The following is a 23,798-nucleotide window of genomic DNA, read 5'->3' as shown; positions in this document are numbered from 1 at the left end:
GGCGGGTGATGGCGGGACGTGATCACCGTAGAAAGCGCGGGAGCGGCCGGGCAGAGGCCGCTGCCGATGGAACGGCGGCATCCATGAGCGGGATCGATGGATCGCCGGACGGTCGGGATAGGTTCGGGCGCATGACCGATCTCGCCCCGCACGAGCTGCGGACCCTGGTCGCCGTCGAGGAGGAGCGGAGCTTCACGGCGGCCGCCGCACGCCTGGGCACCACCCAGTCCGCCGTCTCGCACACCGTGCGCGCCTGCGAGCGGAAGCTCGGCACGGTGCTCTTCGACCGCGGGCGCCACGGCGCGCGTCCCACCGAGGGCGGCGCGCGGGCGGTGGCGTACGCCCGCCGGATCCTGCGGCTGCTGGACGCGATGGGCCCCGAGGTGCGCGGCGCGGGAGCGGCCGGGCCGCTGACCGGCACGCTGCGGATCGCCGCCTTCCGCAGTGCCGCCGCCCATCTGCTGCCGTCCGTCCTGGCCCGGCTGGCCGAGCGGCACCCCGGGCTCGGCACCCGTGTCCGGATCGTCCGGGAGATCGGCCGCGGCACCGCCGGGGAGGTCGCCGACGGGCGCGCCGACCTGGGGCTGGCCACGCTCGACCCGGGCGGCCCGCCGGCCGTCCCCGGTCTGGTCGCGGTGCCGCTGTACGAGGAGTCGTACGCGCTCGCGCACCCGCTGGGCCACCCGGCGCCGCGCGAGCTCCCGCTGGTCGACTGGGACGAGAACTGCGGTTCGTACACCCGGGACTGGTGGCGGTGGCAGGACTGGATCCCGCCCGCGACGGTGGACGTGGAGGACGACACGGTGGCCCTCTCGCTGGTCGCCCAGGGACTCGGCATGGCGATCATGCCCCGGACCGCCCTGCTGGGCGCTCCGGCCGCCCTCGCCGTCACCGACCTCGGGCCGCGGCCGCCGAGCCGCTCCGTCGGGTACGTCACCACGCCCGAGCTCGCCGGGACGGCCGCCGTCCGGGCACTGATTCGCGAGCTGCGCGAACTGCCCTTGCCGGAAGGGCTGTCGGCGGCCCTTCCCCCGACCGGTCGGGCCTCGACGGCTCAGCCGTCAGCGGCTCGGGCCGCCGCGGCCCGGCTGTCCGGGGCTCAGCCGTCGACGGCCTCGCGGAGCCTGCGGAACTCCTCGGCCAGCCCGTCCAGGGTGTAGTGGGCGTTGAGGCCGCTGGGGTTCGGCAGCACCCACACCTCGGTGTCCCCGATGCCCTCCGGCTGCCGCCCGAGCACGGCCCGGCGCTGCCCGAAGGCCGTCCGGTAGGCGCCGATGCCGAGCACGGCGAGGACGCGCGGGCGCAGCCGCAGCACCCGTTCGCACAGTGCGGCGCCGCCCTCGCGCAGCTCCTCGGCGGTCAGTTCGTCCGCCTTGGCGGTGGTGCGCGGGGCGACGTTGGTGATGCCCAGGCCGAGTGCGAGCAACTCCTGCTGTTCGTCCGGGCGGTACTGGCGCGCGGTGAAGCCGGAGCGGTGCAGGGCGGGCCAGAAGCGGTTGCCCGGGCGGGCGAAGTGGTGCCCGGTGGCGCCGGACCACAGGCCCGGGTTGATGCCGCAGAACAGCACCCGCAGCCCGGGCCCGGAGACGTCCGGGATGGTGTTGTCCTTGGCGGCCTGCAGCTGCTCGGCGGTGGGCTTCGTCGGTGCGCTCGGGGTCACCCGGCCAAGTCTGCCCTGTCCTTGGCCGTGCTCTCCGCCGTGGCCCGAGCCGGAGCCGCAGCCGGAGTCGACGTTGGATCCGAAACCGCAGCCGGGGCCGAAGCCGCAGTGGCCGCCCGGCGGTTGTGCAGCCGGCGCAGGCCGAACACCACCGCGGCCGCGTAGGCCCAGCCGACGAGGACGTCGATGATGAAGTGCTCCGCGCCGTAGACCAGGGTGAAGGTCATCGCGAGCGGGTAGGCGACCAGCACCGCCCGCAGCCAGCGCTTGGCGGTGGGCCAGAAGAAGAACAGCAGCATCGCCGGGTAGGCGGAGTGCAGCGAGGGCATCGCCGCGACGTCGTTGGCGAACTGACTGCCGTTCTCCAGCAGCGAGTCGGCCTGCGGCAGCCCGCTCACCGAGATCACCTCCCAGACCACCCGGGACAGGTGCGGCAGGTTGCCCTCCTGGGAGACCAGCCACGGCGGGTCGGCCGGGTAGAGGAGGTAGGTGGCGAAGCCCGCGAAGGTGAGCGTCAGGTAGGCGGCGAGCAACTGCCGGAAGCGGTGGTGGGCGCGCCGCCAGAGCACCGCGAGCAGCAGGAAGACGACGAAGAAGTGCGAGAGGTAGACGGCCACCGCGGCGTAGTCGTACCAGTGCGGCGAGCCGGGGGTGTAGAGGGCGTGCTGGAGCCGGACGGTCCAGGTCTCGCCGAAGCCGAGCACCTCGTCGAAGCGCAGCTGCGGCAGCCAGTGCGGGGCCCACGGGGTGTGCGCGCCGTAGCCGCGCAGCAGCGAGTACGTCCACACCACGGCCATGACCGGGACCCAGTCGCGCAGGACCAGGAGGAAGCCGCGGGGGCCGTGCCCGCTGTGCACGGCGGCGGTCAGCAGGGCGGCGATCAGCCAGAGGAACAGCACGTCGTTGGCCGCGGGGATGCCCTCGGTGCGCAGGAACCAGAGGAAGCACGTCAGGTAGAGCGGCCAGGCGAGCCACCGGAGTCTCGACCAGCCCGTCACGCGTGGGCGGGGCGGAGGCACCGGGCGCGGCTGCCCGGCCCGCACGTCGTGCGGGGCCGGGGGGAGGGTCTTGGTCATGCGCACCGAAACTAGCAACCCAAACTTGGAGGTCTCTGGGTGAAATATGACCGGTTCGTAAGAACGTCCGATCCGGTCGACACCCGGTTCGACGGGTGGTCCGACAGTCGGTTCGACAGATGGTTCGACGGTCGGTCGGGTGCCCGGTCCGAAATCGGGTCAGGCACGGTGGGGAACGGTCAGAGGTGGTCAGGGGCGCTCAGGCCACGATGCCCAACTCGTGCGGGGTGTTGTTGAAGCGGCGCCCGCCCGACGGGGTGACGGTGACGATGTCCTCGATCCGCACCCCGAACCGGCCGGGCAGGTAGATCCCGGGCTCGATCGAGAAACACATGCCGGGCACCAGTGGCCGCTCCTCGCCCTCGACCAGGTACGGAGGCTCGTGCGTGGTGGTGCCGATGCCGTGGCCGGTGCGGTGGATGAAGTACTCGCCGTACCCGCCCTCGGTGATCACCCGGCGGGCGATCCGGTCGATCTCCTGGCACGGCACCCCGGGGCGGACCGCCTCGAAGGCGGTCTGCTGGGCCGACCGGACCAGCTCGTGCACCTTCCGCACCTCGTCCGGGACGTCCGGGCCGACGTGCACCGTCCGGGTGGTGTCGGAGCCGTAGCCGTCCTTGAGGCCGCCGAAGTCCAGCACCACGGTGTCACCCGTACGGATGACCCGGTCACCGGCCTCGTGGTGCGGGTTGGCGCCGTTCGGGCCGGAGCCGACCACGGTGAAGTCGACCTGGCTGTGCCCGTACTGGATGAGCAGCGCGGCGAGGTCGGCGGCCACGTCGTTCTCCCGGCGGCCGGCGAAGGGGACCTCCAGGATGCCCCGGTAGGCGGCGTCCGCGGCGCCGCCGGCCGCGGCCAGACGGTCCACCTCCTCGGCGTCCTTGACGGCGCGCAGCATCGGCAGGCTGTCGGTGAGCGAGCTGAAGGAGACACCGGGCAGCGCGGCCTGGAAGCCGAGCAGGTGCAGCGCCCAGGTGTTGTCGGAGACGCCGTACCGCCCGGCCGGGTCGAGCAGCGGGCCCGCGGTGGCGAACGGGTCCTCGCCGTCGGACCAGTCGAGCAGCCGGACGGCCGGGGCGCCGACCGCCTTCTCGGCGTCCGGACGCTCCAGCTTGGGGACCACCAGGGCGGGTTCGCGTCCGGCGGTGAGGACGAGGGCGGTCAGCCGCTCGGTGACCGCGGTGGGCGTGTAGCCGCACAGGTAGGCCAGGTCCGGGCCGGGGGCGACGACCAGGCCGGCCAGCCCGGCGGCGGTCGCCTCGGCGGCGGCCCGGGCCATCCGGGCGGTGTGGTCCTCGACGGTGAAGGGACGGGGCACGGCGGTTCCTCCTCGGGGGCCGGACGGGCTCGGCTGAGTCGCCATCGGGTCGACTCCATCACTTCCGCGCCGAGTTGGCGAAGCCCTCGGGCAGGGACCGGCGCGATCCGGACGGCGGCCCGGCCGCCCCTCGGCGGGCCGGAGCGGCCCCGGCGGCCGCGCCGGGGCCCGGCGGAGGGCGGGGCCGACCCGGCCGGGGGCGGGCGGGGGCAGGAGCACGAGGGCCGGGACGAGGCGGAGAAGGGTGCGGGCCAGAGTGCGGAGCGCCACGGTCGTGGTCGTCCGGTCCGGCGGGGGTGTGTCCGTGGAATGCATGCGGTCCTCCTGCGTACGGCCCCGGCCGGAAGCACCCGGCTGTACGGGAGACGGGGAGGGGCCGGTGGAGGCCGTACCGGGCCAGTCCATCCGGGTGTCGCGGCCACCGCATGCCGCAGGCGCCCGAGCGGGTGACCGGCAGCGTGACCGGAGAGGCGGCTTGAGCCGTCATGCGGCCCCGCAGTCTGCTCTACGGTCTCCGACCGGGCACGGAATCATAAATTCCGGGCCGACTGTCGGTGCGGTGGGACACCATGTCCGCCATGTCCTACGAACTCCAGGCGCTGATTGGAACATTGGAGCTGTTGACGGTGGCGTCGGCGGAGGTTTCGGCGGCCAGGGTGGTGCCGTTGGCACAGGGGCTGGCACTGCTCCCCGTCACCCCCGCCGTCCTCGCCGCGCTCCAGGGGGACGGCACCGCGCGCAAGCGCGCCGGCGGGGCCGGGTTCGGTTGGCACTCGGGCGGCTTCGAGCTCCGGCTGGCCGCCTGGTCGAAGGCCGGCCCGATCGCCTGCGTCGAGGCGGACTACTTCGGCGGCAGCGGCACCCAGCGCGCCGCCGTCTGGGCGGACGGCGCGGTCGCCCTCGGCCCGCTCACCATCGGCGAGTTCGAGGCGTCCCCGGCCGAGGGCACCCCGATCTCCCGCGCCCTCAGACGGCTCGGCGCGCACACCGAGGAGGGTCGGGTGGACGAGTTCGAGTCGGTCGGCCTGGGCCGGCACCGCACCACCGGCGGCTGGGCGGAGCCGACCGCCTGACCCGCCCCCGCCCGCCGGCCTGCCCGCCTGCCCGCCTGCCCGCCTGCCGGCACCGCCCCGGTCACGCGAACGGCCCCGCTCCCGAACCCGGGAGCGGGGCCGCGCCGTCGTCCGTCGGACCGGCCGACCGGAGGGTCAGCGGTAGTTCACGTACTGGATCGCGAAGTCCAGGTCCTTGCCCTTGAGCAGGGCCTGCACGGCCTGGAGGTCGTCGCGGCTCTTCGAGCTGACGCGCAGCTCGTCGCCCTGGACCTGCGCCTTGACGCCCTTCGGGCCCTCGTCACGGATGATCTTCGCGACCTTCTTCGCGTCCTCCGTGGTGATGCCCTCCTTGACGTTGGCGAAGATCTTGTACTCCTTGCCGGAGAGCTGGGGCTCGTTGGCGTCCAGAGCCTTCAGCGACAGGCCGCGCTTGACGAACTTGGTCTGGAGGATGTCGAGGACGGCGCGCACGCGCTCCTCGCCGTTCGCCTTCATCTCGATCTTCTCGCCGGAGCGGCTGATCTCGGCGCCCACGTTCTTGAAGTCGAAGCGCGTTGCGATCTCGCGGGAGGTCTGGTTGATCGCGTTGTCGACCTCCTGCCACTCGACCTTCGAGACGATGTCGAAACTGGAGTCGGCCATGGGTATTGGTCTCCTTGATGCTCTGGTCTTCACTGGCACGGGTCCGCCCCGCCGGGGCGCCCGCAGGCCCAGCCTATCCAGCGCCACACCGGCCCCGCCCGTAGCAGGCGCCCGAGACTCCTTGATCATCGTGTGATCTATCGAGTGGCGGAACACCCCCCGGCATCGGGTATGGTTTACCAAGTCGAACGGGGCGAACACCCCGGGAAACGAAAATCCTGGCTGGTTGCCCGAGCGGCCAAAGGGAGCAGACTGTAAATCTGTCGCGCAAGCTACGCAGGTTCGAACCCTGCACCAGCCACAGGATAGAAAACAGCCCCTGATCTGCGGAAACGCAGACCAGGGGCTGTTTCGTTGTATTCGAACACCGGTCACGCCGGATGGTCGTTTTGCGTGGTTTGTCTCACCTCGTTTCGCCCGAATCCCAGTCCTGACCAGCGGTTCCGGACCAGGGGCGGACCAGAGTCACGGACCCTCGATCGCCGGCGGCCGTTCGGTCCGCCGCTGGAGGCGCTCGGCGATCAGCCGGTTGGCGTGGTCCTCGTCGCCGTGGATGCACTTCGCGTAGACCCGCAGCAGGACGGCGATGCTGTGCCCCGCACGCCGGGCACACTCCGCCGGTGCCACCCCGGATGCCAGCCAGAGCGAGATGCCCGCGTGCCGGGCGTCGTACGGGCGCTTGGCGAGCGGGGTGGCCCGCTCGTCCTCGCTGAACACCTCGGCCCGGGCGGCGGCCCAGACGACGCCGTACCCGCTCTCCTGCACCATGCCGTCCCGGAAGGTCCGGAACAGCCGGCCGTCCGGAGCGGTGCCGTGCTGCTCGATGTGCTCCCGCAGCAGCTTCACCAGCTCGGGCGGGATGGGTACCGGCCGGGTGGCCGTCTCGGCGCGGTGCTTGAGGCCCCGCGGGTCGTGGGACTCCCCGCTGTCCGTCCAGGAGGACCCGACCCGGGGGCTGTTCCCGTTGAGGTTGAGCTTCCCCCAGCCCTCCGCCGGCAGCACGCACCGGTCCTTGCGGAGGTGCACCACCTCACCCGGGCGCATCCCCGCGTAGTACATGCACCCGAAGAACGCCACCAGTCGGGGCCCGCGCCGCCCCTGCCGGCCAACCGCCTCCAGCATCGCGGCGGCCTGCTCGGGGCTCATGACGTACTCCGGGTCGAGCTCCTCCTCGGCCCGGGGCGGCTGCCACTGCACGGACGGCAGCGGGTTGGTGGTCAGCAGGCCGTCCTCGACGGCCCGGTCCACGACGTGGCCCAGAATCCGGCGCTTCCGGAGCGTCGTCGAAGCGGCGGCCCGGGTGCCGTCCAGCTTCACCGAGATGGCGGCCAGCAGGCGCCGGACCATCTTCGGCTCCTCCAAGGCCGAGACGTTCACGGAGTTCCGCGCGATCCACGTGAGCGCCTTGGCGACCTCGGCCGGCGGCTCATCGTCCCAGCGGTTCACGTTGAAGGCCCAGCCGTACAGCGCGCGCCTCACGACCCGCTTGTCCGGCATCCCGGCCTTGCTCGCGACCAGCTCGAACGTGACGCTCGCCAACGCGTCGGCCCACGTCGTCCGGGTCTTCGCGGGGGCACCGTCCCAACGGGCCTCGACGTAGTTCCGACCGTGCTGGTACCAGGTGACGGCGTTCTCCTCCTCCCGGAGCTTGCGCAACTCCGAGAGGGGGAGGCCCGTCTCCGTGTCGAAGGGCTCGTGCGAGGCCGCCGCGACGAGCAGCACGGCCTTCCGGCCGTCCGCCTGGGTCTTCGTGAGGTAAGACTCGGAGAACTCCAGGCCGTTCACGGTCCACCGCACCTGCCACGGCGTTCGCCGGTCGGGCCGGTGGCGGTGCTCCCAGAACTTGACCTTGTAGGAGGTGGCCATCAGGCGGCCACCTCGCGCGCCGCCCACCAGGCGTCCAGGTCGGCGCGGCTCACCCGGAGCTGCCCGTTCGGCAGCTTGATGAGCTTCGGGGCCTCGCCCCGGGCGCGCATCCGGTAGAACGCGGCACGGGACATGTCGATCTCCTTGAGGACGGCGGGGAGCCTCAGGTACTCCGGCTTGGGCATGGCAGTCATCTCCGTCTGCGGGTACGGATGGTGGTTGCGGTGCGTGATGGCCCCGGTGCGTGGACGGCGATTGGGGCCGAAAAGTGTCAGGGATGTCAGGGCAAACCGTTGACCTGCGGATTTGGCTCCTGGTAGGGCGTCAGGGATTGTCAGGGATGTCAGGGGAATAGCGGCTTTCCCTGACATCCCTGACAATCCCTGACGCCCTGTCCGGGGTCGTTTTGACTGGTCAGGGCTTTCTCCTGACATCCCTGACGGTTACCGGGTTTCCGCTCCGTCTACGGGGGTTCCGATGGAGGGGTGGACACGGTAGGTGACGGCCTGCGGTCGCCCTCGCTGGCCGGTGGGGCCGGCCTGGTCGGAGCGGAGGAAGCCGTGCTGTTCGAGCAGGGTCAGGGCGGGATCGACGTCGGCGACCTTCTTGAAGCGACGGCTGCTGGCGACGGCGTCGTGGGCCTTGACGTGGCTGCGGTGGGTGCCGTCCTTCTTCGGCCGCTGGAGCCACTGGAGGAGGGCGTGGGCGTCCTCGGTGGCGGGGTCGGCGGCGATGAGGTCGAAGACGGCGAGGGTGTGGGCGGTGTAGTACTCGGCGATCTCGGCGGCGCGGTCGACGGTGGCGGCCTCGACGGGGGCGCGCCAGTCGCCGCCGACGTGGTCGGCGAGGTGGAGGAGGACCGCGATGCGGGCGATGTGGCCGACGAGCTTGCCGGCCCAGTCCTTGATGTGAGCGAGCGGTTCGTCCGGGCGGAGCTGGACCTCGAACTTCTCCTGGAGCTTCTCGACGGCGAGGTCGGCGGCCTCGGTCATCGTGACGACGACCGGCTCGTCCAGGGCGGTGAGGGCGCGGAGGAGCGCGGACAGACGGAGGTCGTAGGTGGTGGCGACCGGTTCGGGGACAGGGGTGGTGCGGATCTTGCGGTAGCCGAGGTTGGACGGCGGGAGGGAGTACAGGAATCGGGCGAGCAGGCCGCGGTCGCGGGCCCCGGGGGCGGCGCCGAGCTCCTGGAGGACGGCGGGCTGCGGGGTCACGCCGATGGTGAGCGCGGGCTTGTCGACGGTGGGCTGCTCGCGGGTGATCCGGTCGGCCTGGAGCCGCTCGCCCTTGTGGGCCTGGAGGAAGACTCCGAGGTTGGGCTTGCTGCTGTAGCGGCCGACGATGCTGTCGAAGAGGTCGCCCTCGGGCGAGAGCGCGGCCAGGCAGCGGTGGACGCCGAGTTGGTGGGTGACGGTCTCGGGGGTGATGTCCCCGGACAGGGTCAGCCGCGGGCTCGGCGGGACGACGATCTCGTCGGCCAGCATCCGGGCGCCGGAGATCTCGGCGACCAGGTGCGCGCGGTCGAGGTCGGGGTTCTTGCGGGCCTTGGCCATGAGCGCCTCGACCTCGGCCAGCGCGGTCTCCTTGGCGGTCTCGGCCTCGATGATCCGGGCCCGGGCCTCAGCCCGCAGCTCGTCCTCGACCCGGTAGACGGGGCCGGTCATGAACGCGAACACGTCGGACTTGCGGCTGGCGGGCGGCATCGCGCAGACCAGGTAGAGGTTGGACTGCTCGCGCCAGCCGGGCCGGATCTCCACGCCCACCCGGCCGCCGGCGGCGGTGGACAGCGCGGCCAGGGACATGGTGGCGGCCATGTCGGCCGGGGTCTGGGTGAACTCCGCCACCGCCTCCACGTACGCGCCCACCCACCCGGGCAGGGCACGGACGGGGAACGTGGGCAGGGCGCCGTGCGAGCCGAGCGGAACCGGGTCGAGCCAGGTCTCGCCGGAGGCGAGGTCCGCGAGCGCGGCGAGCGCGGCGGTGCGGACGGCGTCGAGGTCGGCCTGGTCGTCGCCGGCCATGTGGGCGAGGCGGCTGGTGGCGGTGTTGATGCGGCGCCGCTCGGCGGCCACGCGCACGATCTCGGCGTAGTACTCGCCGTTCGCGGCGGTGGGAGTGGCCTGGATGCAGGTGTGCAGGTAGCCGGGCCCGCCGATGCGGCCCAGGTCGCCCTGGCCGCGCAGGACCTCGGCCAGCAGCATCGGGTCGACCGGCCGCTCGCCGCTGGCCGCCATGCGGGTGATGGCCCGCCAGATCGTCTCGTGTGCGAGGTGGTAGAACACGCCCGGGTCGCCGAGTTGGGCGGCGAGAGCGGGGATCTGGGCGGGGTCGAGCAGGGCGGCGCCGATGACGGCCTGCTCGGCGGCCTTGACCTCGGCGGGCTCGGGCCGGAACGGGATCACGTTCGGCGCGTACTCGGTGCTCACTGCGGGCTCCTTTCGTGAGGAGCGGGCGGCCCGAGCCCCGGCGGGGCCTTCGGGCGCGGACCGCCCGAAGGGGGGCAGGTCAGTCGAAGAGGGCGTCCGGCTCGACGGCCGGGGCGGCGGTGGCGTGCTGGGCCTTGGCGGCGCGGAGGGTGGCGTCGTGGCAGTGCCGACACCAGGCGACCAGCGCCTGCTTGGGCAGGGCGGCGGCCTGGTGCGGGGGCAGCAGCAGCGAGACGGGGTCGGCCGGGGCGGCGAGCAGGCGCACCCAGCCGCGGCCGTGCTTGGCCTGGTAGGTGCCGTGGACGGCGGGGCACCGCCCGCCGTCCTTGTCGTGGGTCTTGCCGCAGGTTCCCCGGCACTGGCAGCGGCCGGCCGCTGCCGCGAGGACGGCCCGCCACAGGTCGGCGCCGGCCAGCGGCGGAACCCGGGTCACTTCGCCCTGCCCAGCAGCTCGGTGACGAGCGGGGCGAGGTTGCGGTTGGCGTGCTCGGCGAGGGCCGCGACCACGGCCTTGGCCTCGTCGGTGAGCGTGCGGCCGGGCCGGGCCGTGGTGGGGGCGACGAGGATGGTGTCCGGGATCGGCAGGAGCACGGTGGCGGTCACCAGGACGGCGGGGCGGTCGGTGCGCTCCGGGCTGACCAGGGCGGGCCACGACTCGCCGGGGCGGGACCACGGGGAGCGCTCCCAGTCCAGCAGGCGGCCGGTGGGGCGGTGGGCGAGCGCGTTGTGCCGCAGGCCGACCTTCGCGCAGAACTGCGCGCCGCCGTCGTGGTCGACGTACACCTCGACCCGGTCGAGGTCGGGCCGGACGACCGCGTAGCCCGGGGCCATGACGGGGCTGGTGGCGGTGCGCCACGCGGCGGCGGCGAAGTCGACCGGCCGGAGCGGTTCGCCGTCCTCGTGGAACCGGTCGGCGTGGTGGGCGATGTAGGCGCCGTAGCGGGAGTGGCCGTCGCTGGCGTCCCGCCGGTCGGCGAGGTTGTCCACGATGATGACTGTGGAGTGGCCGAACTGGGGCATGCTTGGTCCCATCTCTGATTGGGATGCACGACCCCGCACCGGCCGACGATCCGCCAAGACAGGCGGCAGGTGCGGGGTTTCGTGCTGTCTGGGGGTGTTGGTCAGGTCAGTCAGCGGGGTGCAGGTCGATGACCAGGCGGTGGCGTTGTCGGCCCTGGTGGGGTCGGTGTTCACGGCGAGGTCGGTGATCCGGCGGGCGGTGGGGGCCGGGGCGGAGACGGGAGACAGCCCGGGCAGCCGTCGACGGGTATGGCGGAGCCCGCGCCAGCGGATGCTGACGCGGGCTCCGGCGAGGCGAGGTGTTGGGTCAGGTCTGGGGGAGGCCGTGGCGGCGCTCCCACTCCCGGATGCAGCTGCGGACGATGCCCTGGGTCGCGGGGTCGGGGTCGTCCTGGTGCTGCTCGATCGCGGCGCACAGTTCCTCGTTGCTGAACTCCGTGACGGTCTTGTCGGGCCAGCGGTCGGTCATGGCGGAGTGCCTTTCGTGTCGGTGGATCAGGCGGCGGGGGCGGGGTTGACGATGATCGTCCGGGCGGGGTTGTCGGGGTCGGTCCGCATGACGAACCCCTCTCGGGTGGTCCACTCGCGGGCGTTGTTGTGGTTGTTGTTGTTGCTCTGACCTGCGACAACAACGCCGTCAGGGGCGCTCTCAGAGGGGGAGGGGAGCGGGGGGACGTCGTCGTGGTGGATGCCGGGCACGCTGATGCCGTTCACGCGGACCCCGTCCCGGTACCGGATTCCGGCCTGGGTGAGGAGCGCCTTCGTGGCCTTTCCGGAGCGCTCCCAGCGGGGGTGTGCGGCGGCCAGGTGGGCGGTCACGGCGGTGAGGGCGACGTGGGTGCCGTCGGCCCCGAGGAGGGCCACCGCGTGGCGGGCGTCAGCGGGGGTCGGGGCGGCCGCCTCGGGGGCCTCCTGGAAGTCCTCCTCCGCGGGCTCCTCCTCGGGGGGAACCGGTATGGGCTGGCCCTGCTCCTGGTCCTCCTGGTCGGCCTCGGCCGGGGTGGTCTTGGCGGGGGCCGGTGCGTGGATCAGGGCGGCGATCCACCACGCCCCGATCAGGAGGCCGATGCCGGGCTCGATCCAGGGCCGGGCCAGGGACCAGACGAGGGGGCCGCCGACGATCAGCATCAGGGCCGCCGCTCCGGCGGCGTCGCCCGCCCGGCTCCGCGCGGCCTTGCGGGCGGCTTTGGCCTGCTCCAGCTCGAACTGGCGGGCCGTGACCTGCGCGGCTTCCCGGGCCTGGAGCATCGCGGCGCGCTTGGCCGGGTCGGCCTCCGTGGCGAGCTTCTTCGTGAAGGCCTCCTCGGCGGCCTGGGCGGCCTGGGCGGCGAACTCGCCCTGCTTGGCCTTGAGCGCGGCGGCCTCGGCGCGGCGCTCGCGCTGGGGGGCCGTCAGCTTGCGGACGAGGACGGGCGTGCCAGTGGCCAGGCCGGTGAACGGCCACAGGAGAGTCGGGATCAGCTTCTCGGTGGGGAAGATTCGTTCCATCGCCGTCAGCCGATGAACGAGTTGATCAGGCCGCTGAGGACAGAGGCGGGGATGGCCCAGAAGCCGCCGGCGCTCGCGTAGAGGCTGGGAGCGACGGCGCCGCAGATGACGTCCTTCCAGGGCTTCGGCTTGAGCCCGAAAACCGCGATGGTCAGCAGGGCGGCGGTCGCACCGGTCTGCCACTCGCCGAGGGCCTGGTTGCCCTGGAAGCTGGCACCGAGCTGGTCGCCGATGCCGCTCAGCTGCTGGAACGCGGTACCGGCGTTGGCGCTCAACAGGCCGATGCCGAACGCCCAGTAGGGGACGTGGTCGGGGTCCACGGTGATCTTGTTCTTGCCGCGGATGCCGACGAGGAGGTACGCGGAGGTAACCGTGGCGGCGCCGCCGGCGCCCAGCGCGATGAGGCTGCTCATGAGGTGTCTCCTTGGCGTGGGTCAGAAGAGGGGGAGGGCGGCGAAGAGCGGGGCGAGGCCGGTGGCGACGGCGAGGCCGGAGGCGACCGGGATGCGCGCGGCGATCAGGATCAGAAGGGGCCCGGGGCGGCGGACCTCGCTCACACGCAGGCGGCCCCGGTCACGCAGGTGCAGGTCGAGGGCCCAGCCGGCACCGGCCAGCAGCAGGCCGACGAAGGGCCCGCCCGGCGTGATCAGCTCGACCAGGCCGGTCGCGTAGCCACCGACCGCGCTGATGGCGGTGAGGACGCACCAGCGGCGGAAGCGGCGGGTGCGGTCGGAGGACCCGGCCGTGGCGCGGGCGGCCTTGCGGTGCTGGCGGCGGGCCCGGATCTTGGCCTCGCGCTGGTCGGCGAGCCGCTGCCGGCGGTGGCGCAGGTCGCGCTGGGCGGGTGTCTCCCCGGCCGCGGCGCGGGCGGCGTCCTCCCGGACGCGGACGCGCTGCTTCTCCAGCTCGCGCTGGGCCTCCAGGCGGGCGACCCGGCCCTCCGGGGTCTCGGAGAGCCGGTCCGCGAGCAGGTCGACCAGGCCGACGAGGTCGTCCCGGTGGCCGGGCGTACTGGGGGTGAGGATGTCCTCGATGTGGTGGCGCGCCGAGCGCTCCTGGGCGCTCTCCCCGACCGCGCCGAGCGCCGCATCCATCCGGGCCCGCTGGCCCGCGAGCATCTCCTCGTACTCGACCTGCTGACGGGCAGCGCGCTGGGCCTCGGTCTCGGTGAGGAGTTGGCCGATCTGCTCCCCCACCTGGGAGGCGATGGCCGTGGCCTGCTCGGCGAAGAGCCTGCCGGCCGGGGCCCAGAAGGCCTCGGCCGCGGCCTCCATCGAGGGCGGTCCGGCGGGGGCGGCGGCGATCGGGATCGGGGTGTGGACGGTGGTGTCCGGCAGACCCGGGGTCGGGGGCTGGGCCGGAGGGGGGACGACGGGGCCGGACTTGCGCCACCACTCGGCCACGGGCTCGGGGCCCGGGGTGGGCATGCCGGCGGTGGGCGGCTCGGACGGCGGCGGCGGGATCGTCATCGGTCCCACCCGCCCCGGCGGATCAGCTCGCGAATGCACAGGACGGCGATCACGGCGTCGACCACCAGGAACAGCAGGCACAGCGTGTAGGCCATGGAGTCTTCCTTGGGAGGGGCCCGGCCGGAGCCGGGCCCGAGGGGTGGTCAGGAGGAGCGCCACCAGGAGCGGGGGGCCGGGGCGGAGTGCCAGGCCGTGGTGCTCTTGCTGGTGCGGAGGCTGTCGATCTGGCGCTGGCCCTCGCGGTCGGCGCGGCGGACGGCGGCGGCCCGGCGCTGCTGGCCCGTCTGGGGCTGCTGGCTACGGCGGAAGAGCTGCATCACGCGCTCCCTCAGCGGTCGGTGACGGGCTTGTCGAGGTCGCGGCGGGTGTCGGCGCCGGTGGTCACTGTGCGTTCTCCTTGCCGGGGCGGTTTCGCTCGGCCTCGACGGCGGCGCGCAGGCGGACGGCGGTCTCGTTGCGGCAGCCGAGCAGCGCGCGGACCTTGCGGGTCGACAGCTCCTCGCCGTCGGCGGCGAGGTCGGCCGCCAGCACCCGCACTCGGGCGAGGTCGGCCGGGTCCAGGGGCCGTTCCCCGGCCGAGGCGGAAGCGTTCCCGCCGCCCTCGGTCGAGGACCCGTCGCCGGGCTCTTCGGGCTTCGGTGCGGGTACGCCCGACCCGTTTCCGTAAAGGGATTCGAGCGCTTCCGTGGTGATTGGGGAAGCGTTCCGCAGGACGTCGGGAACGGTGTCGAGGTAGACGCCGTCGGACGGCCCCGTGGGCAGCGGGAGGGTGAGGGCGGGGAACGGGTCGTCGGGCATGCCCGGCCACAGATCGGCCGGTGCCGGAAGCGCGCTCAGCTCCGCCACGCGGGCCCGGGCGTTGAGCCGCTGGGCGAGCAGCTCGGCGGTCAGACCCGGCGTGGTGACGCCGTGGACGTACTCCCAGGCGATGCGCCACGCCTCGTCGGGCGACAACGCTCCGTAGGCGGCGGCAGACAGCAGGCGGTCCGCGACCTCCCGCACCTTCGGGTGGTGGTCGGCGCGGTGGCGGGCGTGTTCGGCCCGCTCCTTCGCCGTCTTCTTCTCGGCGGTGGTCGGGCCGCGGCCGCCGTGGGTCTGGAGGTCGGTCAGCCAGACGGCGCCGATACTGGACAGGGCCAGCACGGCGGCGACCCACCGGGCGTCGGGGTACTGCGTCCAGCCGTGGGCGAAGTTGATCCCGGCGGCAACCGTCCCGGCCGCCCAGGCGCCGAGGCGGTAGGTGTGGGTGGAGCGCTCGCCTTCGGCCTGGGCGCCCATGGCGACCAGCGCCCACGCGCCGCCCTCCAGCATCGCGGCCAGCAGCACCGCGAGCAGCACCGCGACCTTGGCGTGGTCGAGCGCGGCGACCTGCGAGGCCACGGCCGGCACGATCGAGCACGCCTGCACCAGCCGGACGAACGCCCTCGCGGGGTTCACCGTGATCCAGCCGGTCACCCGGCCGAACCGCGCGGCCCGCGCCTCCCGCCGCCGCTCCCGGGCCTGCTCGGCGTCGCGCTGGTCGGCCTGGCGCCGCTGGCGGGCCGCCTCGGCGTCCAACCGCTTCTGCTCGCGCTCCTCCCGCCGGTCCGCCCGGTCATCGGCCCGGACGGCCTGCTGGTCGGCGCGCCGCTCGGCCCGGAAGTCGTTCGGCCCGCTCACCGCTGCCACCCCGCCTTCGGGGAGAAGCCGGCGGCCTCGGCGGCCTGCCCGCCGGTCAGCCGCCCGCGCCGGTCCAGCGCTTCGGCGAGGCGGGCCACATGGCCCCAGAGCGTGTCGAGGAGGGCGTCGGTGTGGTCGTGCAGCGCGGCCAGGTCCCGGCACGGGTCGTCGGAGGTCCCGAAGGTGACGTCCCGGCCGAAGGCCTCGTCCACGGCCCGGTAGATCTCGCGGCGGTCGTTGATGGCGCCGAGTTCGGTCAGCCATCCGCGCCGGGTGGTCCATCGGCCGGTCTCGCGCAGCCACCGGTCCTGGGCCCGCTCGCCGGCGGCCAGCATCATCAGGCCGGTGCGGAGCGGGGTCGAACAGGGACTGATGACGACCGCGCCGCCGCTGCCGACCTGGTCCGGGTCCGGGACCAGGCCGAGGTCGTTGCGGATGAAGACGTGCTTGAACGGGATCCCGGAGTGCAGCATGACCAGGACGTGGCCGGCCTCGTGCGTGGCGAGGGCGCGCCGCAACTCGTCCACCGGCAGGTCCAGGGCCTCGGTGACGCCCACGCTCGACGGCAGCTCCGGGCGGGGGTTGCGGGTGGTCATCCCGTTCCGGGCGTCGAAGCGCCAGCCGGTGCGGTTCAGGGTGTCGCTCACCGCTGCCACCCCGCCTTCGGGGAGAAGCCGGCGGCCTCGGCGGCCTGTTCCTCCGTCAGCCGCCCGCGCTGGGTCAGGGCGGCGGTGAGGGCCGTCACCCGGTCCCACAGCGTGTCGAGCAGGGCGTCCGCCTGGTCGTGGAGAGCGGCCAGGTCCCGGCTTGGGTCGTCACTGACACCGTAGGTGAGGCCGTCGGGGTGCACGCGGCGGGCGTACTCGGCGATGGCTTCCCGGTCGCCCTCGGCGAGGATCTCGACCACCCACGCGCGCGCCGGGGTCCACAGGCCGGCCTCGCGCAACCACCGGTCCGCGGCCCGCTCACCGGCGGCGGCGAACAGCATGACGTCGTACGGCGGCGCGGCGATGACGCCGGGGACCTCGATACGACCGCTGTGCGTGTCCTGGCCGTGGCCGAGGTCGTCGGCGACCGACACGACCGTGAACCGCATGCCGAGGTGGAACGCGAGGACCGCGTGGCCGGCCTCGTGGACCGCGATCTCCTCGCGCAGCAGCGCTTCCGGCAGGTCGAGGATGCGGTACGTGGTCGTCGGGAAGGCCACCACCGGCATGGGGTGACGGGTGACCGCCCCGAACGCGGGGTCCCGACGCCAGGTCGAGCCGATGATGGTGGTCACGCCGCCACCCGCCCGGCGCCGGCGGTGCGGTAGATGACGGCCGGGCGCCGCAGCGGCACCGGCGCCATGCTCAGCAGGCGCTCGGCGTAGGCGGCGAGCACCGGGTCCTCCCGGCGCAGGTCCGCCAGCACCGCCAGCGCCACGTCCATCCGGGCCCGGTACTCCAGCGCCGACTCACCGGGCACCCCGGTGAACAGCTCCTCGTCCACGCCCAACGCCAGCTCCGCGAACTCCTGGGAGTCCACGGCGTGCTGGCCTGCAACAATCGACCTCACGGGTCTTCCTCTTCTCTCGATGGGGGTGGGCCCGGGGCCGCCGCGCGATCCTTGGCCGGAGCGCGGCGGCCCGACTCATGTGGGCCCGGCTACTTGTGGTGCACGAGTAGCCATGGCCGCGGCCCAACCGCGAGGCGGAAGGGCCGGGCCAAAGTCACTCGTTCACAGGTCGGGCCCCGATGGAGCAGGCCCCGGTGTGCCGTCCTTTCGGGATGTGCTCCCAGGCATGGACGGCGTTGACCTTTCGGTCTCTAGCCATCCGGACTGCCAAGGCGCCGGTTGCCTCGGCCCGATCTATCCCGGGCCCCTTCACCCTGGGCACGGCGGGCGCCGGCCATTGACGGGTGCGTTTGCGCAGGTCAGAGCAGCCCAAAGAAGGGCCAACTAGGCATGTAAATCCACCTGGTCTTGTTGGATGACTTGTTCCAACAAGCTGACGGGCATGAGCTTGGGGCATGGATGCTCGCGTCGTCAAGCGCTTCGGGGTACCTTGTTGGAACAAGTCCTTCAAGTCAGGGAGATCTGCCATGGCCAAACAGGTCCCGCGCTACCACGCCATTGCCGATGACCTGCGGGTTCAGATCGAGCAGGGAAAGTTGGCGCCCGGCCAGAAACTTCCGTCAGAGGAGGAACTGACCACGGCCTACGACGTCAGCAGGAACACGGTGCGACTCGCGCTCGGCCGTCTGACTGACGAAGGGTTGCTGGTGTCCGCCCAGGGACGGGGCAGCTTCGTGCGGGAGCGCTACGAGCCGGCCGTATGGAACTGGACCACCATGGAGTCCCGGTCGGTCCACGAGGCGAACCACACCGCCGGCGACCAGTGGGCCAGTCAGATAGCTGCCAACGGTCAGGAGCCTCGCCAGGAAATTCGGGTGTCGATCAGGCGGCCTCCGGAGGAGGTGGCACTACAGCTTCAGCTCGACCCGGCGACGGCGTTGACGGTGGTCCGCGAGCGGATCCGCTTCGTGGATCACGAGCCGTACGCTCTGGCCGACTCGTACTTCCCGGAGGAGCTGGTCCGGAACACGCCGCTGATGCTTCCCGAGGACGTGTCGGCCCCCGGAGGTGTCCTCGCCAGCGCCGGACTGGTCCAGGTGCGGTACAGCGACGAGATCACGGTCCGGATGCCCACCCGGGAGGAGAGCGAGCGGCTTGTCCTTCCCGCAGCCACCCCGGTCGCGGTCCACCGCCGAACCGGCTACGACAAGGACGGGAAGCCTCTCCGGGTGATGATCACGACGCTTCCGGGCGACAGGCACGTCATTCGCTACGACGTCTCGACGGACTGACATGACAGCTCTGAGTACCGCACGACGTCCAGAACCCCTGACTGACCGCGAGTCCAGTCCAGAGCTTGTCTGGTACGCCGCCTACGGCTCGAACATGCACCTCGACCGACTCATGTACTACATCGCAGGCGGCCGTCCGCCAGGCGGCGCGCGGTCCTACCCCGGGTGCCGTGACAAACGTCCACCCCTCGCGGCACTTCCCGTGCTGATGCCCGGGCAGCTCTACTTCTCCCTGGAGTCGAAGGTCTGGACCGGCGGCATGGGCTTCTACGACCAGACAGACGAAGGGGAGATGCCAGCGCGGACCTACCTGATCACCCCCAAGCAGTTCTCCGACATCGCCGCCCAGGAGATGCACGAGCTGCCCGGAAGGGACCTTGACCTCGCGCCAGCCCTGAGGCTGGGGAGCGTCCGCCTTGGCCCTGGCCGCTACGAGACGCTCGTGTGTCCTGGACAGATCGACGGCTACCCCGTGCTGACGTTCACTGCCCCCTGGCGGCGCGTGGACGCCGAGGTGACCCGCCCGTCAGCCGCTTACCTGCGTAACTTCGCGTCCGGACTGCGCGAGGCGCACGGTTTGTCTGCGGAGGAGGCGGCCACGTACCTGAGTGCCCGGCCCGGCGCGGCCGGCTCCTGGACCACGGAAGCGATCATGGATGCGTTGAGCGCGGGCCCCCCGGCCGTCGAGTCTCGTCGGCCTATGGCCCTAGACCCGGATGACTCTCGCCCCCCGTATCGGCAGGTCAGCAGCTCTCTGCGGGCCTCGATTCTGACGAAGAAGCCGGGCTTCGAGACCGGTGACAAGCTGCCCTCCGGCCCCGCACTGGCGAAGCACTTCGGCGTGGCGCGCGGCACGGTGGACAGGGCGCTCGACCTGCTCCGCACCGAGGGGCTGATCGTGACCCGGCAGGGGAGCGGCTCGTTCGTGAGGGAGCGGACGTCCCAGCTGGCCGGGCTGCGGCAGCACCTGGAGGCGGCCTTCGAGCAGCAGCAGGTGACCCTCGACTTCGCCGGCTTCTCCAGCGAGACGCTGCACAACGCGCTGCAGGAGCCGCTCGACAAGGTCCGCTCGGGCCGGCTGGCGCCGGAGTCCATCACGGTCCGGCTGCTGCTGCCGGACACCACGGCGCCCATGGCGGTGCCGGTCCTGGTCGACGGGCTCCAGGATGAGGCTGCTCTTCGGCAGCGCGCTCGCAACATCGCCTTGACGAACGCCGGTGGCATCGCGCACTCGGTGGAGATGCTGGCCGAGCTGGGCCTGGTCCAGAAGGCGAGTGTCCAAGTCAAGGTCCACCGGGCGTCCAGCCTGTTCAAGCTGTACATCCTGAACCGGTCGGAGGCGTTCTTCGGCTTCTACCCGCTCCGCGAGCGCACCGTGACGATCGATGACACCGCCCACACCTTCTACGACGTGACCGGCAAGGACACCACCCTGTTTCACCATGCCGCCGGCCCGGATGACGCCTCGCTCGGATCGCAGTACGTTCAGCAGGCCCAGATGTGGTTCGACAGCGTGTGGAGCACGATCGCCTACGAGCGGCAGCCATGACCGCCACCCCTCAGCAACTCGCTGACGTGCTGCGGCCGGTGAAGCACGTGCTGCTCGACTTCGACGGCCCGGTCTGCTCGGTCTTCGCCGGCCTCGCCGCCCCGGAGGTCGCGCGCCGACTCCGTGAGGGCCTGCTCGCCACCGGCGAGCAGGCCCTGGAGGGGGCGGAGGAGGAGAACGATCCGCTCGCCCTGCTCCGACTGGTCTCGGACGCCCGACCCGACCTCACGGCGAGCACGGACGCCGCGCTGGCCGCACTGGAGACCGAAGCTGTCCGGGCCGGCCGCCCGACCCCAGGGGGAGAATCGGTTCTGCGTGCTGCTGTCCGCTCTGGTCGGCTGGTCTCTGTGGTCAGCAACAACGCGGGCGCGGCCATCGAGTCCTACCTCACCGAGCACGGTCTCAGCGGCTACGTGGCTGGCGTCTTCGGACGCACCCCGGGCGACCCATCGTCGATGAAGCCGAACCCGCGCCTCCTGCTCGAAGCGATGGAAGCCGCGGGCACCGGGCCGGAGCACTGCATCTTCGTCGGCGACGCGGCCCGCGACGTCGAGGCCGGGGAAGCCGCCGGTGTTCCGACGATCGGCTACGCCAATAAACCGGGGAAGGACATCAAGCTGGCCGCCGCTGGCGCCGTGGTGGTCGTGGACTCGATGCAACTCATCGCTAGCACCATGGCCTGACGTGCTGGGCTGTCACGCGAGGGCCATAGCCAGCGGAGCATCGCGGCAAGCGGCCCTGGCATCATCGACGGAAGTCGGCGCCACATCGGCCGCAGCGGCCTCCATGGGCCGCAGCAAACGGTACGGCGGGTGGTAGTTGACGGCGGACCACGTGTCGGTGGGAGCCGGGCTGCCCGGCCTGAAAACGCAACAGGTGACATGCAAAGCTGCACGTCACCTGTGGTGAACGGGTCAGCGCGGCAACGCCTCGTCGTTCGGGTCCCTGGGTGTTTCGGTGGAGTCCGTTGCTGCCTAGGGAAGCGAGCACCCAGTTGATGGTGCTCGTTTTCTCAAAAGACTCACACGAGCCTCTCCGGGCCGCAATGGGAACTTGGACTGCGCTGCATCAACTGGCTCAACCAGCCGTGTTGACGATGCAAGCTGCTACATTTGGCCGCCCTCTTGGGCACAAAGTCCTTCTACTCAATGCATATCCGCTGATCAGGGCAGCATCGACACGGGATGTGACGTTGAGATGGACCTCTTAGCCGAACCTGGGGCCGCGGGGTTTTCGCCGGCGAAAACCCCCCTTCCGACGATGTGCGCGCACAACGTCGCGTGGACAGGGATGCATCAAAAGGGGGTTGCAAGCCAGGACCGCAGGCGGTGTATGTCGCACGGGATGGGATGATCTGACCTACCGCCAGTTGCGGGGGACGGCAATCCCCAGCAGCGCCAGTGCGGTCCGGGCCGGAAAGCCCCGGTGGAGTCCGTTTCCCTCAACTGCCTAGGAGAAGAGTGTCCAAGACCAACCGCCGTCTGGCGGCTGCCGCTGCTGCCTGCGTGAAGACCGGCCCGATGCCCCCGAGGGCGGCGGGCCTGTCCGGCATCGAGGCGATCATCGTGATCGTCCTGATGCTGATCGCCGTCATGCTCGTGCTCGCCGGAGTGTCCGTCACCACGGTCCTCGCCCTGCTGGGCGGCATCGGCGTGATCGCGGTGGGGATCATCGTGTCCGTCCGGACGAACCGGTACCTGCGCCTGGCCCCTCAGGAGGCCTGACGCCCGATGGGACGCCCTGAGCGGCCCGTCACCGCGCGTACCAAGGAGCTGGCGGCCCTGGCGCAGTACCTGCGGGTTCTGCGCCAGGGTCCCGGCCACACCTATGCCGAGCTCGGCCGGATCACTGGGATCCACCCCACGCGGCTTTCGCGAGCCGCGAGCGGTGACTCGGTGCCGACGCTGGACGTGGTGGAGGCGTACGCGACGGGATGCGGTGCCATGAAGAAGGAACTCACCGAGGTGCGCCGGCTGTGGCGGGCTGCACGCAGAGCGGGAGCCAAGTCACCGACCGAACGGCCCACGCACATCACCATGATCAATACCCCTCGGGACTTGTGGCATGCGATGGTGCACCTGCACCTGAAGGTCGGCCGTCCCTCCCTCCGTGAGCTGGAAAGGCGCGCGGGCGGCTTCGGTCGGCTCCCGCGTAGCACCCTGAACCTGGTACTCCGCGGCTGGGCCCGCCCCAGCCGCGAACTCCTGGAGGACTTCGTCCAGGCCTGCGAGGTTCCGCCCTCCGAAGTCAAGCATTGGCTCGAAGCATGGGACCGGATCCACACCCCCCGCCCGACCTCGGTCTTGTGGGCTCCGGCGTCGTGGACTAGCCACGTACGGCCCCTCGTGGACATGGACGTCCACATCGAAGACCGCGTCGGGCGTGCTGGCGATGAGCGCAGGCTCGTGGTGAGCATCCCCCATCAGGCCCGCACTGCTACCGAATTCAAGCTCGCTACGCTCCAGCTCGCACGGCAGCTTCTGGAACTCGAACCCCCTGTATCCGGCTGAGCGGTCAGGCCGTCCGAAGGCCGAGATTTCCTTCGAACGGCCCGATCAGCCGGGTGCTCTCACCCCGGTCATCGCCCGACGCGGGGCCTGAGCATCTCTGGCCGGGGTCGCTCGTAGGGGTGGCTTCAGATTGCGCCTTGAGTGGACAGCGCTGGGGAGAGCCTGATCCGGTGGCGCAGACCATGATCCGGACCAGGGGCGGACCAGGTGCGGCCCGTGAGCAAGAGTTGCCTGGTCAGAGCGTCCCTGGCCAGCGGCCTGTAAATCTGTCGCGCAAGCTACGCAGGTTCGAACCCTGCACCAGCCACAGGATAGAGAACAGCCCCCGATCTGCGGAAACGCGGATCGGGGGCTGTTCTGTTTGTTCGGGGTGGGCTTGGTCCGGAGTCGGGGCGGCGGGCGTACTTATTGCACATTGCTTGCAATTACGGGTTACAGGCAGCAGAGTGGTGCCCGGGGGTGGGAGTCCTTCGACAGAGCTGATCGTCTTCCCAGCCGGCGACCGCCGGGACAACGGCTCGCCCCACCCCCGCCAACAGCCACCGGACGGGGCCGACGCGGCGTGACGGCCCCGTCAAGAGCGTGTCAAGGCCGCTCGTGGCGGCGTCAGGAACACGTACGGGCCCCCGGGGCGGTGGGCGCGCGGACCGCAGGATCGGACCAACTACCGACTGCGGAGGTCCCGTCCGATGTCCAGCGCCACCACCACCCCGGCAGCCACGGCCGAACCCGCGCCGCCTGATACCGGCGCGGGCGACGAGCGGCACCGGCTCAGCGCGCTCGGCGGACTGGCCGCGCTCTCGCTGGACGCCATGGCCTCGGTCGCGTACGGGCCGGAGTCGATCGTGCTGGTGCTGGCCGCCGCCGGGGCGTACGGGCTGGGCTTCACGCTGCCGGTCACAGCGGCGATCGCCGTGCTGCTGGCGGTGCTGGTCGCCTCCTACCGGCAGGTGATCGCGGCGTTCCCGGACGGTGGCGGCTCCTACGCGGTGGCCAAGGCGCACCTGGGCCGCCGGACCGCGCTGACCGCGGCCGCCTCGCTGGTCGTCGACTACGTCCTGAACGTCGCCGTCTCGGTCACCGCCGGCGTCGCCGCACTCACCTCGGCCGTCCCGAGCCTGTACGACGACCGCGTCTGGCTCTGCCTGGGCGTGCTGGCGCTGGTCACCGCGGTGAACCTGCGCGGGATCGCCGAGTCGGCGCGCTGGTTC

General features: G+C 72.0%; 26 protein-coding genes and 1 tRNA gene. 9 read left to right on the top strand and 18 right to left on the bottom strand.

Annotated elements, in window-relative coordinates:
- The first annotated feature begins 131 nt into the window (after positions 1-131).
- The gene (locus tag ACGF0D_RS31200; RefSeq protein WP_392921850.1) at positions 132-1,160 is read left to right on the top strand and encodes a LysR family transcriptional regulator; all 1,029 of its coding nucleotides are present in this window, start codon (positions 132-134) and stop codon (positions 1,158-1,160) included.
- On the opposite strand, the gene mug is transcribed toward ACGF0D_RS31200, so the two are convergent.
- The 3 genes from mug to ACGF0D_RS31185 all read right to left on the bottom strand — a co-directional run bounded on the left by mug (position 1,100) and on the right by ACGF0D_RS31185 (position 4,099).
- A complete protein-coding gene (gene mug, locus ACGF0D_RS31195; protein WP_392921848.1) occupies positions 1,100-1,660 on the bottom strand; it encodes a G/U mismatch-specific DNA glycosylase in 561 nt (186 codons plus the stop codon). The two genes, ACGF0D_RS31200 and mug, sit on opposite strands and share 61 nt — an antisense overlap.
- On the bottom strand, positions 1,657-2,736 hold the full coding sequence (locus tag ACGF0D_RS31190) for a phosphatase PAP2 family protein (protein WP_392921845.1): 1,080 nt from the start codon (positions 2,734-2,736) through the stop codon (positions 1,657-1,659). Before ACGF0D_RS31190 ends, mug begins: the two co-directional genes overlap by 4 nt.
- Positions 2,737-2,935: 199 nt before the next feature.
- Entirely contained in the window at positions 2,936-4,099 is a 1,164-nt protein-coding gene (locus ACGF0D_RS31185) for an aminopeptidase P family protein (protein WP_392867527.1), read from the bottom strand.
- Positions 4,100-4,632: 533 nt separating this feature from the next.
- Between ACGF0D_RS31185 and ACGF0D_RS31180 the strand changes: the two genes are divergently transcribed.
- Entirely contained in the window at positions 4,633-5,127 is a 495-nt protein-coding gene (locus tag ACGF0D_RS31180; protein ID WP_392867525.1) for a hypothetical protein, read from the top strand.
- Positions 5,128-5,262: 135 nt separating this feature from the next.
- On the opposite strand, the gene ACGF0D_RS31175 is transcribed toward ACGF0D_RS31180, so the two are convergent.
- Positions 5,263-5,751 (bottom strand): YajQ family cyclic di-GMP-binding protein, encoded by a 489-nt coding sequence (locus ACGF0D_RS31175; RefSeq protein ID WP_049652087.1) that lies wholly within the window; start codon positions 5,749-5,751, stop codon positions 5,263-5,265.
- A gap of 220 nt (positions 5,752-5,971) precedes the next feature.
- On the opposite strand from ACGF0D_RS31175, the gene ACGF0D_RS31170 reads away from it, so the two are divergent.
- Positions 5,972-6,052, top strand: a tRNA-Tyr gene (locus tag ACGF0D_RS31170).
- A 164-nt stretch (positions 6,053-6,216) separates the two neighbouring features.
- Here ACGF0D_RS31170 and ACGF0D_RS31165 read toward each other — a convergent pair.
- The 14 genes from ACGF0D_RS31165 to ACGF0D_RS31100 all read right to left on the bottom strand — a co-directional run bounded on the left by ACGF0D_RS31165 (position 6,217) and on the right by ACGF0D_RS31100 (position 17,236).
- On the bottom strand, positions 6,217-7,617 hold the full coding sequence (locus ACGF0D_RS31165; RefSeq protein ID WP_392867522.1) for a tyrosine-type recombinase/integrase: 1,401 nt from the start codon (positions 7,615-7,617) through the stop codon (positions 6,217-6,219).
- Positions 7,617-7,802: a helix-turn-helix domain-containing protein gene (locus ACGF0D_RS31160; protein WP_355674136.1), complete on the bottom strand. Its 186-nt coding sequence runs from the start codon at positions 7,800-7,802 to the stop codon at positions 7,617-7,619. Before ACGF0D_RS31160 ends, ACGF0D_RS31165 begins: the two co-directional genes overlap by 1 nt.
- A gap of 258 nt (positions 7,803-8,060) precedes the next feature.
- Complete coding sequence (locus ACGF0D_RS31155) at positions 8,061-10,043, bottom strand: DUF3987 domain-containing protein (protein ID WP_392867519.1); 1,983 nt, start codon at positions 10,041-10,043, stop codon at positions 8,061-8,063.
- A gap of 79 nt (positions 10,044-10,122) precedes the next feature.
- Positions 10,123-10,476, bottom strand: coding sequence for a hypothetical protein (locus tag ACGF0D_RS31150; RefSeq protein ID WP_392867516.1), 354 nt, complete (start codon positions 10,474-10,476; stop codon positions 10,123-10,125).
- Positions 10,473-11,063, bottom strand: coding sequence for a hypothetical protein (locus tag ACGF0D_RS31145; protein WP_392867514.1), 591 nt, complete (start codon positions 11,061-11,063; stop codon positions 10,473-10,475). The genes ACGF0D_RS31150 and ACGF0D_RS31145 overlap by 4 nt, the downstream gene beginning before the upstream one ends.
- 307 nt (positions 11,064-11,370) lie before the next feature.
- On the bottom strand, positions 11,371-11,532 hold the full coding sequence (locus ACGF0D_RS31140) for a hypothetical protein (protein WP_392867512.1): 162 nt from the start codon (positions 11,530-11,532) through the stop codon (positions 11,371-11,373).
- A gap of 26 nt (positions 11,533-11,558) precedes the next feature.
- The gene (locus ACGF0D_RS31135) at positions 11,559-12,551 is read right to left on the bottom strand and encodes a hypothetical protein (RefSeq protein WP_392867509.1); all 993 of its coding nucleotides are present in this window, start codon (positions 12,549-12,551) and stop codon (positions 11,559-11,561) included.
- A gap of 5 nt (positions 12,552-12,556) precedes the next feature.
- Complete coding sequence (locus ACGF0D_RS31130) at positions 12,557-12,964, bottom strand: hypothetical protein (protein WP_392867508.1); 408 nt, start codon at positions 12,962-12,964, stop codon at positions 12,557-12,559.
- 21 nt (positions 12,965-12,985) lie between these two features.
- The gene (locus ACGF0D_RS31125) at positions 12,986-14,020 is read right to left on the bottom strand and encodes a hypothetical protein (RefSeq protein WP_392867505.1); all 1,035 of its coding nucleotides are present in this window, start codon (positions 14,018-14,020) and stop codon (positions 12,986-12,988) included.
- A 143-nt stretch (positions 14,021-14,163) separates the two neighbouring features.
- A complete protein-coding gene (locus tag ACGF0D_RS31120; protein WP_392867503.1) occupies positions 14,164-14,337 on the bottom strand; it encodes a hypothetical protein in 174 nt (57 codons plus the stop codon).
- Between the two features lie 64 nt (positions 14,338-14,401).
- On the bottom strand, positions 14,402-15,679 hold the full coding sequence (locus tag ACGF0D_RS31115) for a hypothetical protein (RefSeq protein ID WP_392867500.1): 1,278 nt from the start codon (positions 15,677-15,679) through the stop codon (positions 14,402-14,404).
- Positions 15,676-16,326 carry a hypothetical protein gene (locus tag ACGF0D_RS31110; RefSeq protein WP_392867498.1) on the bottom strand — a complete coding sequence of 217 codons (651 nt, stop codon included), beginning with the start codon at positions 16,324-16,326 and terminating at the stop codon, positions 15,676-15,678. The genes ACGF0D_RS31115 and ACGF0D_RS31110 overlap by 4 nt, the downstream gene beginning before the upstream one ends.
- Positions 16,323-16,961 carry a hypothetical protein gene (locus tag ACGF0D_RS31105; protein WP_392867496.1) on the bottom strand — a complete coding sequence of 213 codons (639 nt, stop codon included), beginning with the start codon at positions 16,959-16,961 and terminating at the stop codon, positions 16,323-16,325. Before ACGF0D_RS31105 ends, ACGF0D_RS31110 begins: the two co-directional genes overlap by 4 nt.
- On the bottom strand, positions 16,958-17,236 hold the full coding sequence (locus ACGF0D_RS31100) for a hypothetical protein (RefSeq protein ID WP_392867494.1): 279 nt from the start codon (positions 17,234-17,236) through the stop codon (positions 16,958-16,960). Before ACGF0D_RS31100 ends, ACGF0D_RS31105 begins: the two co-directional genes overlap by 4 nt.
- 527 nt (positions 17,237-17,763) lie before the next feature.
- Between ACGF0D_RS31100 and ACGF0D_RS31095 the strand changes: the two genes are divergently transcribed.
- From ACGF0D_RS31095 to ACGF0D_RS31070, 6 genes are all read left to right on the top strand, one after another.
- The gene (locus ACGF0D_RS31095; RefSeq protein ID WP_392867493.1) at positions 17,764-18,528 is read left to right on the top strand and encodes a GntR family transcriptional regulator; all 765 of its coding nucleotides are present in this window, start codon (positions 17,764-17,766) and stop codon (positions 18,526-18,528) included.
- A gap of 94 nt (positions 18,529-18,622) precedes the next feature.
- The gene (locus ACGF0D_RS31090) at positions 18,623-20,077 is read left to right on the top strand and encodes a GntR family transcriptional regulator (RefSeq protein WP_392867491.1); all 1,455 of its coding nucleotides are present in this window, start codon (positions 18,623-18,625) and stop codon (positions 20,075-20,077) included.
- Entirely contained in the window at positions 20,074-20,760 is a 687-nt protein-coding gene (locus tag ACGF0D_RS31085) for an HAD family hydrolase (RefSeq protein ID WP_392867488.1), read from the top strand. The genes ACGF0D_RS31090 and ACGF0D_RS31085 overlap by 4 nt, the downstream gene beginning before the upstream one ends.
- Before the next feature lie 777 nt (positions 20,761-21,537).
- Positions 21,538-21,801: a hypothetical protein gene (locus ACGF0D_RS31080; RefSeq protein ID WP_392867486.1), complete on the top strand. Its 264-nt coding sequence runs from the start codon at positions 21,538-21,540 to the stop codon at positions 21,799-21,801.
- 6 nt (positions 21,802-21,807) lie between these two features.
- A complete protein-coding gene (locus ACGF0D_RS31075; RefSeq protein WP_392867484.1) occupies positions 21,808-22,587 on the top strand; it encodes a helix-turn-helix domain-containing protein in 780 nt (259 codons plus the stop codon).
- Between the two features lie 689 nt (positions 22,588-23,276).
- The coding region (locus ACGF0D_RS31070) for an amino acid permease (protein ID WP_392921843.1) at positions 23,277-23,798 on the top strand (522 nt) is incomplete at its 3' end.

The sequence above is a fragment of the Kitasatospora sp. NPDC048298 genome (assembly GCF_043201465.1).
Lineage (GTDB): Bacteria > Actinomycetota > Actinomycetes > Streptomycetales > Streptomycetaceae > Kitasatospora.
This window is presented reverse-complemented; position numbering and strand designations above follow the sequence as displayed.

What these genes read in the sequence shown, in the direction of transcription:
- ACGF0D_RS31075 (WP_392867484.1), top strand. Translation starts at nt 21,808, where the DNA reads ATGGGACGCCCTGAGCGGCCCGTCACCGCGCGTACCAAGGAGCTGGCG.
- ACGF0D_RS31200 (WP_392921850.1), top strand. Translation starts at nt 132, where the DNA reads ATGACCGATCTCGCCCCGCACGAGCTGCGGACCCTGGTCGCCGTCGAG.
- ACGF0D_RS31180 (WP_392867525.1), top strand. Translation starts at nt 4,633, where the DNA reads ATGTCCTACGAACTCCAGGCGCTGATTGGAACATTGGAGCTGTTGACG.
- ACGF0D_RS31165 (WP_392867522.1), bottom strand. Translation starts at nt 7,617, where the DNA reads ATGGCCACCTCCTACAAGGTCAAGTTCTGGGAGCACCGCCACCGGCCC.
- ACGF0D_RS31160 (WP_355674136.1), bottom strand. Translation starts at nt 7,802, where the DNA reads ATGCCCAAGCCGGAGTACCTGAGGCTCCCCGCCGTCCTCAAGGAGATC.
- ACGF0D_RS31120 (WP_392867503.1), bottom strand. Translation starts at nt 14,337, where the DNA reads ATGCAGCTCTTCCGCCGTAGCCAGCAGCCCCAGACGGGCCAGCAGCGC.
- ACGF0D_RS31095 (WP_392867493.1), top strand. Translation starts at nt 17,764, where the DNA reads ATGGCCAAACAGGTCCCGCGCTACCACGCCATTGCCGATGACCTGCGG.
- ACGF0D_RS31125 (WP_392867505.1), bottom strand. Translation starts at nt 14,020, where the DNA reads ATGACGATCCCGCCGCCGCCGTCCGAGCCGCCCACCGCCGGCATGCCC.
- ACGF0D_RS31140 (WP_392867512.1), bottom strand. Translation starts at nt 11,532, where the DNA reads ATGACCGACCGCTGGCCCGACAAGACCGTCACGGAGTTCAGCAACGAG.
- ACGF0D_RS31135 (WP_392867509.1), bottom strand. Translation starts at nt 12,551, where the DNA reads ATGGAACGAATCTTCCCCACCGAGAAGCTGATCCCGACTCTCCTGTGG.
- ACGF0D_RS31185 (WP_392867527.1), bottom strand. Translation starts at nt 4,099, where the DNA reads ATGGCGACTCAGCCGAGCCCGTCCGGCCCCCGAGGAGGAACCGCCGTG.
- ACGF0D_RS31085 (WP_392867488.1), top strand. Translation starts at nt 20,074, where the DNA reads ATGACCGCCACCCCTCAGCAACTCGCTGACGTGCTGCGGCCGGTGAAG.
- ACGF0D_RS31175 (WP_049652087.1), bottom strand. Translation starts at nt 5,751, where the DNA reads ATGGCCGACTCCAGTTTCGACATCGTCTCGAAGGTCGAGTGGCAGGAG.
- ACGF0D_RS31190 (WP_392921845.1), bottom strand. Translation starts at nt 2,736, where the DNA reads ATGACCAAGACCCTCCCCCCGGCCCCGCACGACGTGCGGGCCGGGCAG.
- ACGF0D_RS31090 (WP_392867491.1), top strand. Translation starts at nt 18,623, where the DNA reads ATGCACCTCGACCGACTCATGTACTACATCGCAGGCGGCCGTCCGCCA.
- ACGF0D_RS31145 (WP_392867514.1), bottom strand. Translation starts at nt 11,063, where the DNA reads ATGCCCCAGTTCGGCCACTCCACAGTCATCATCGTGGACAACCTCGCC.
- ACGF0D_RS31130 (WP_392867508.1), bottom strand. Translation starts at nt 12,964, where the DNA reads ATGAGCAGCCTCATCGCGCTGGGCGCCGGCGGCGCCGCCACGGTTACC.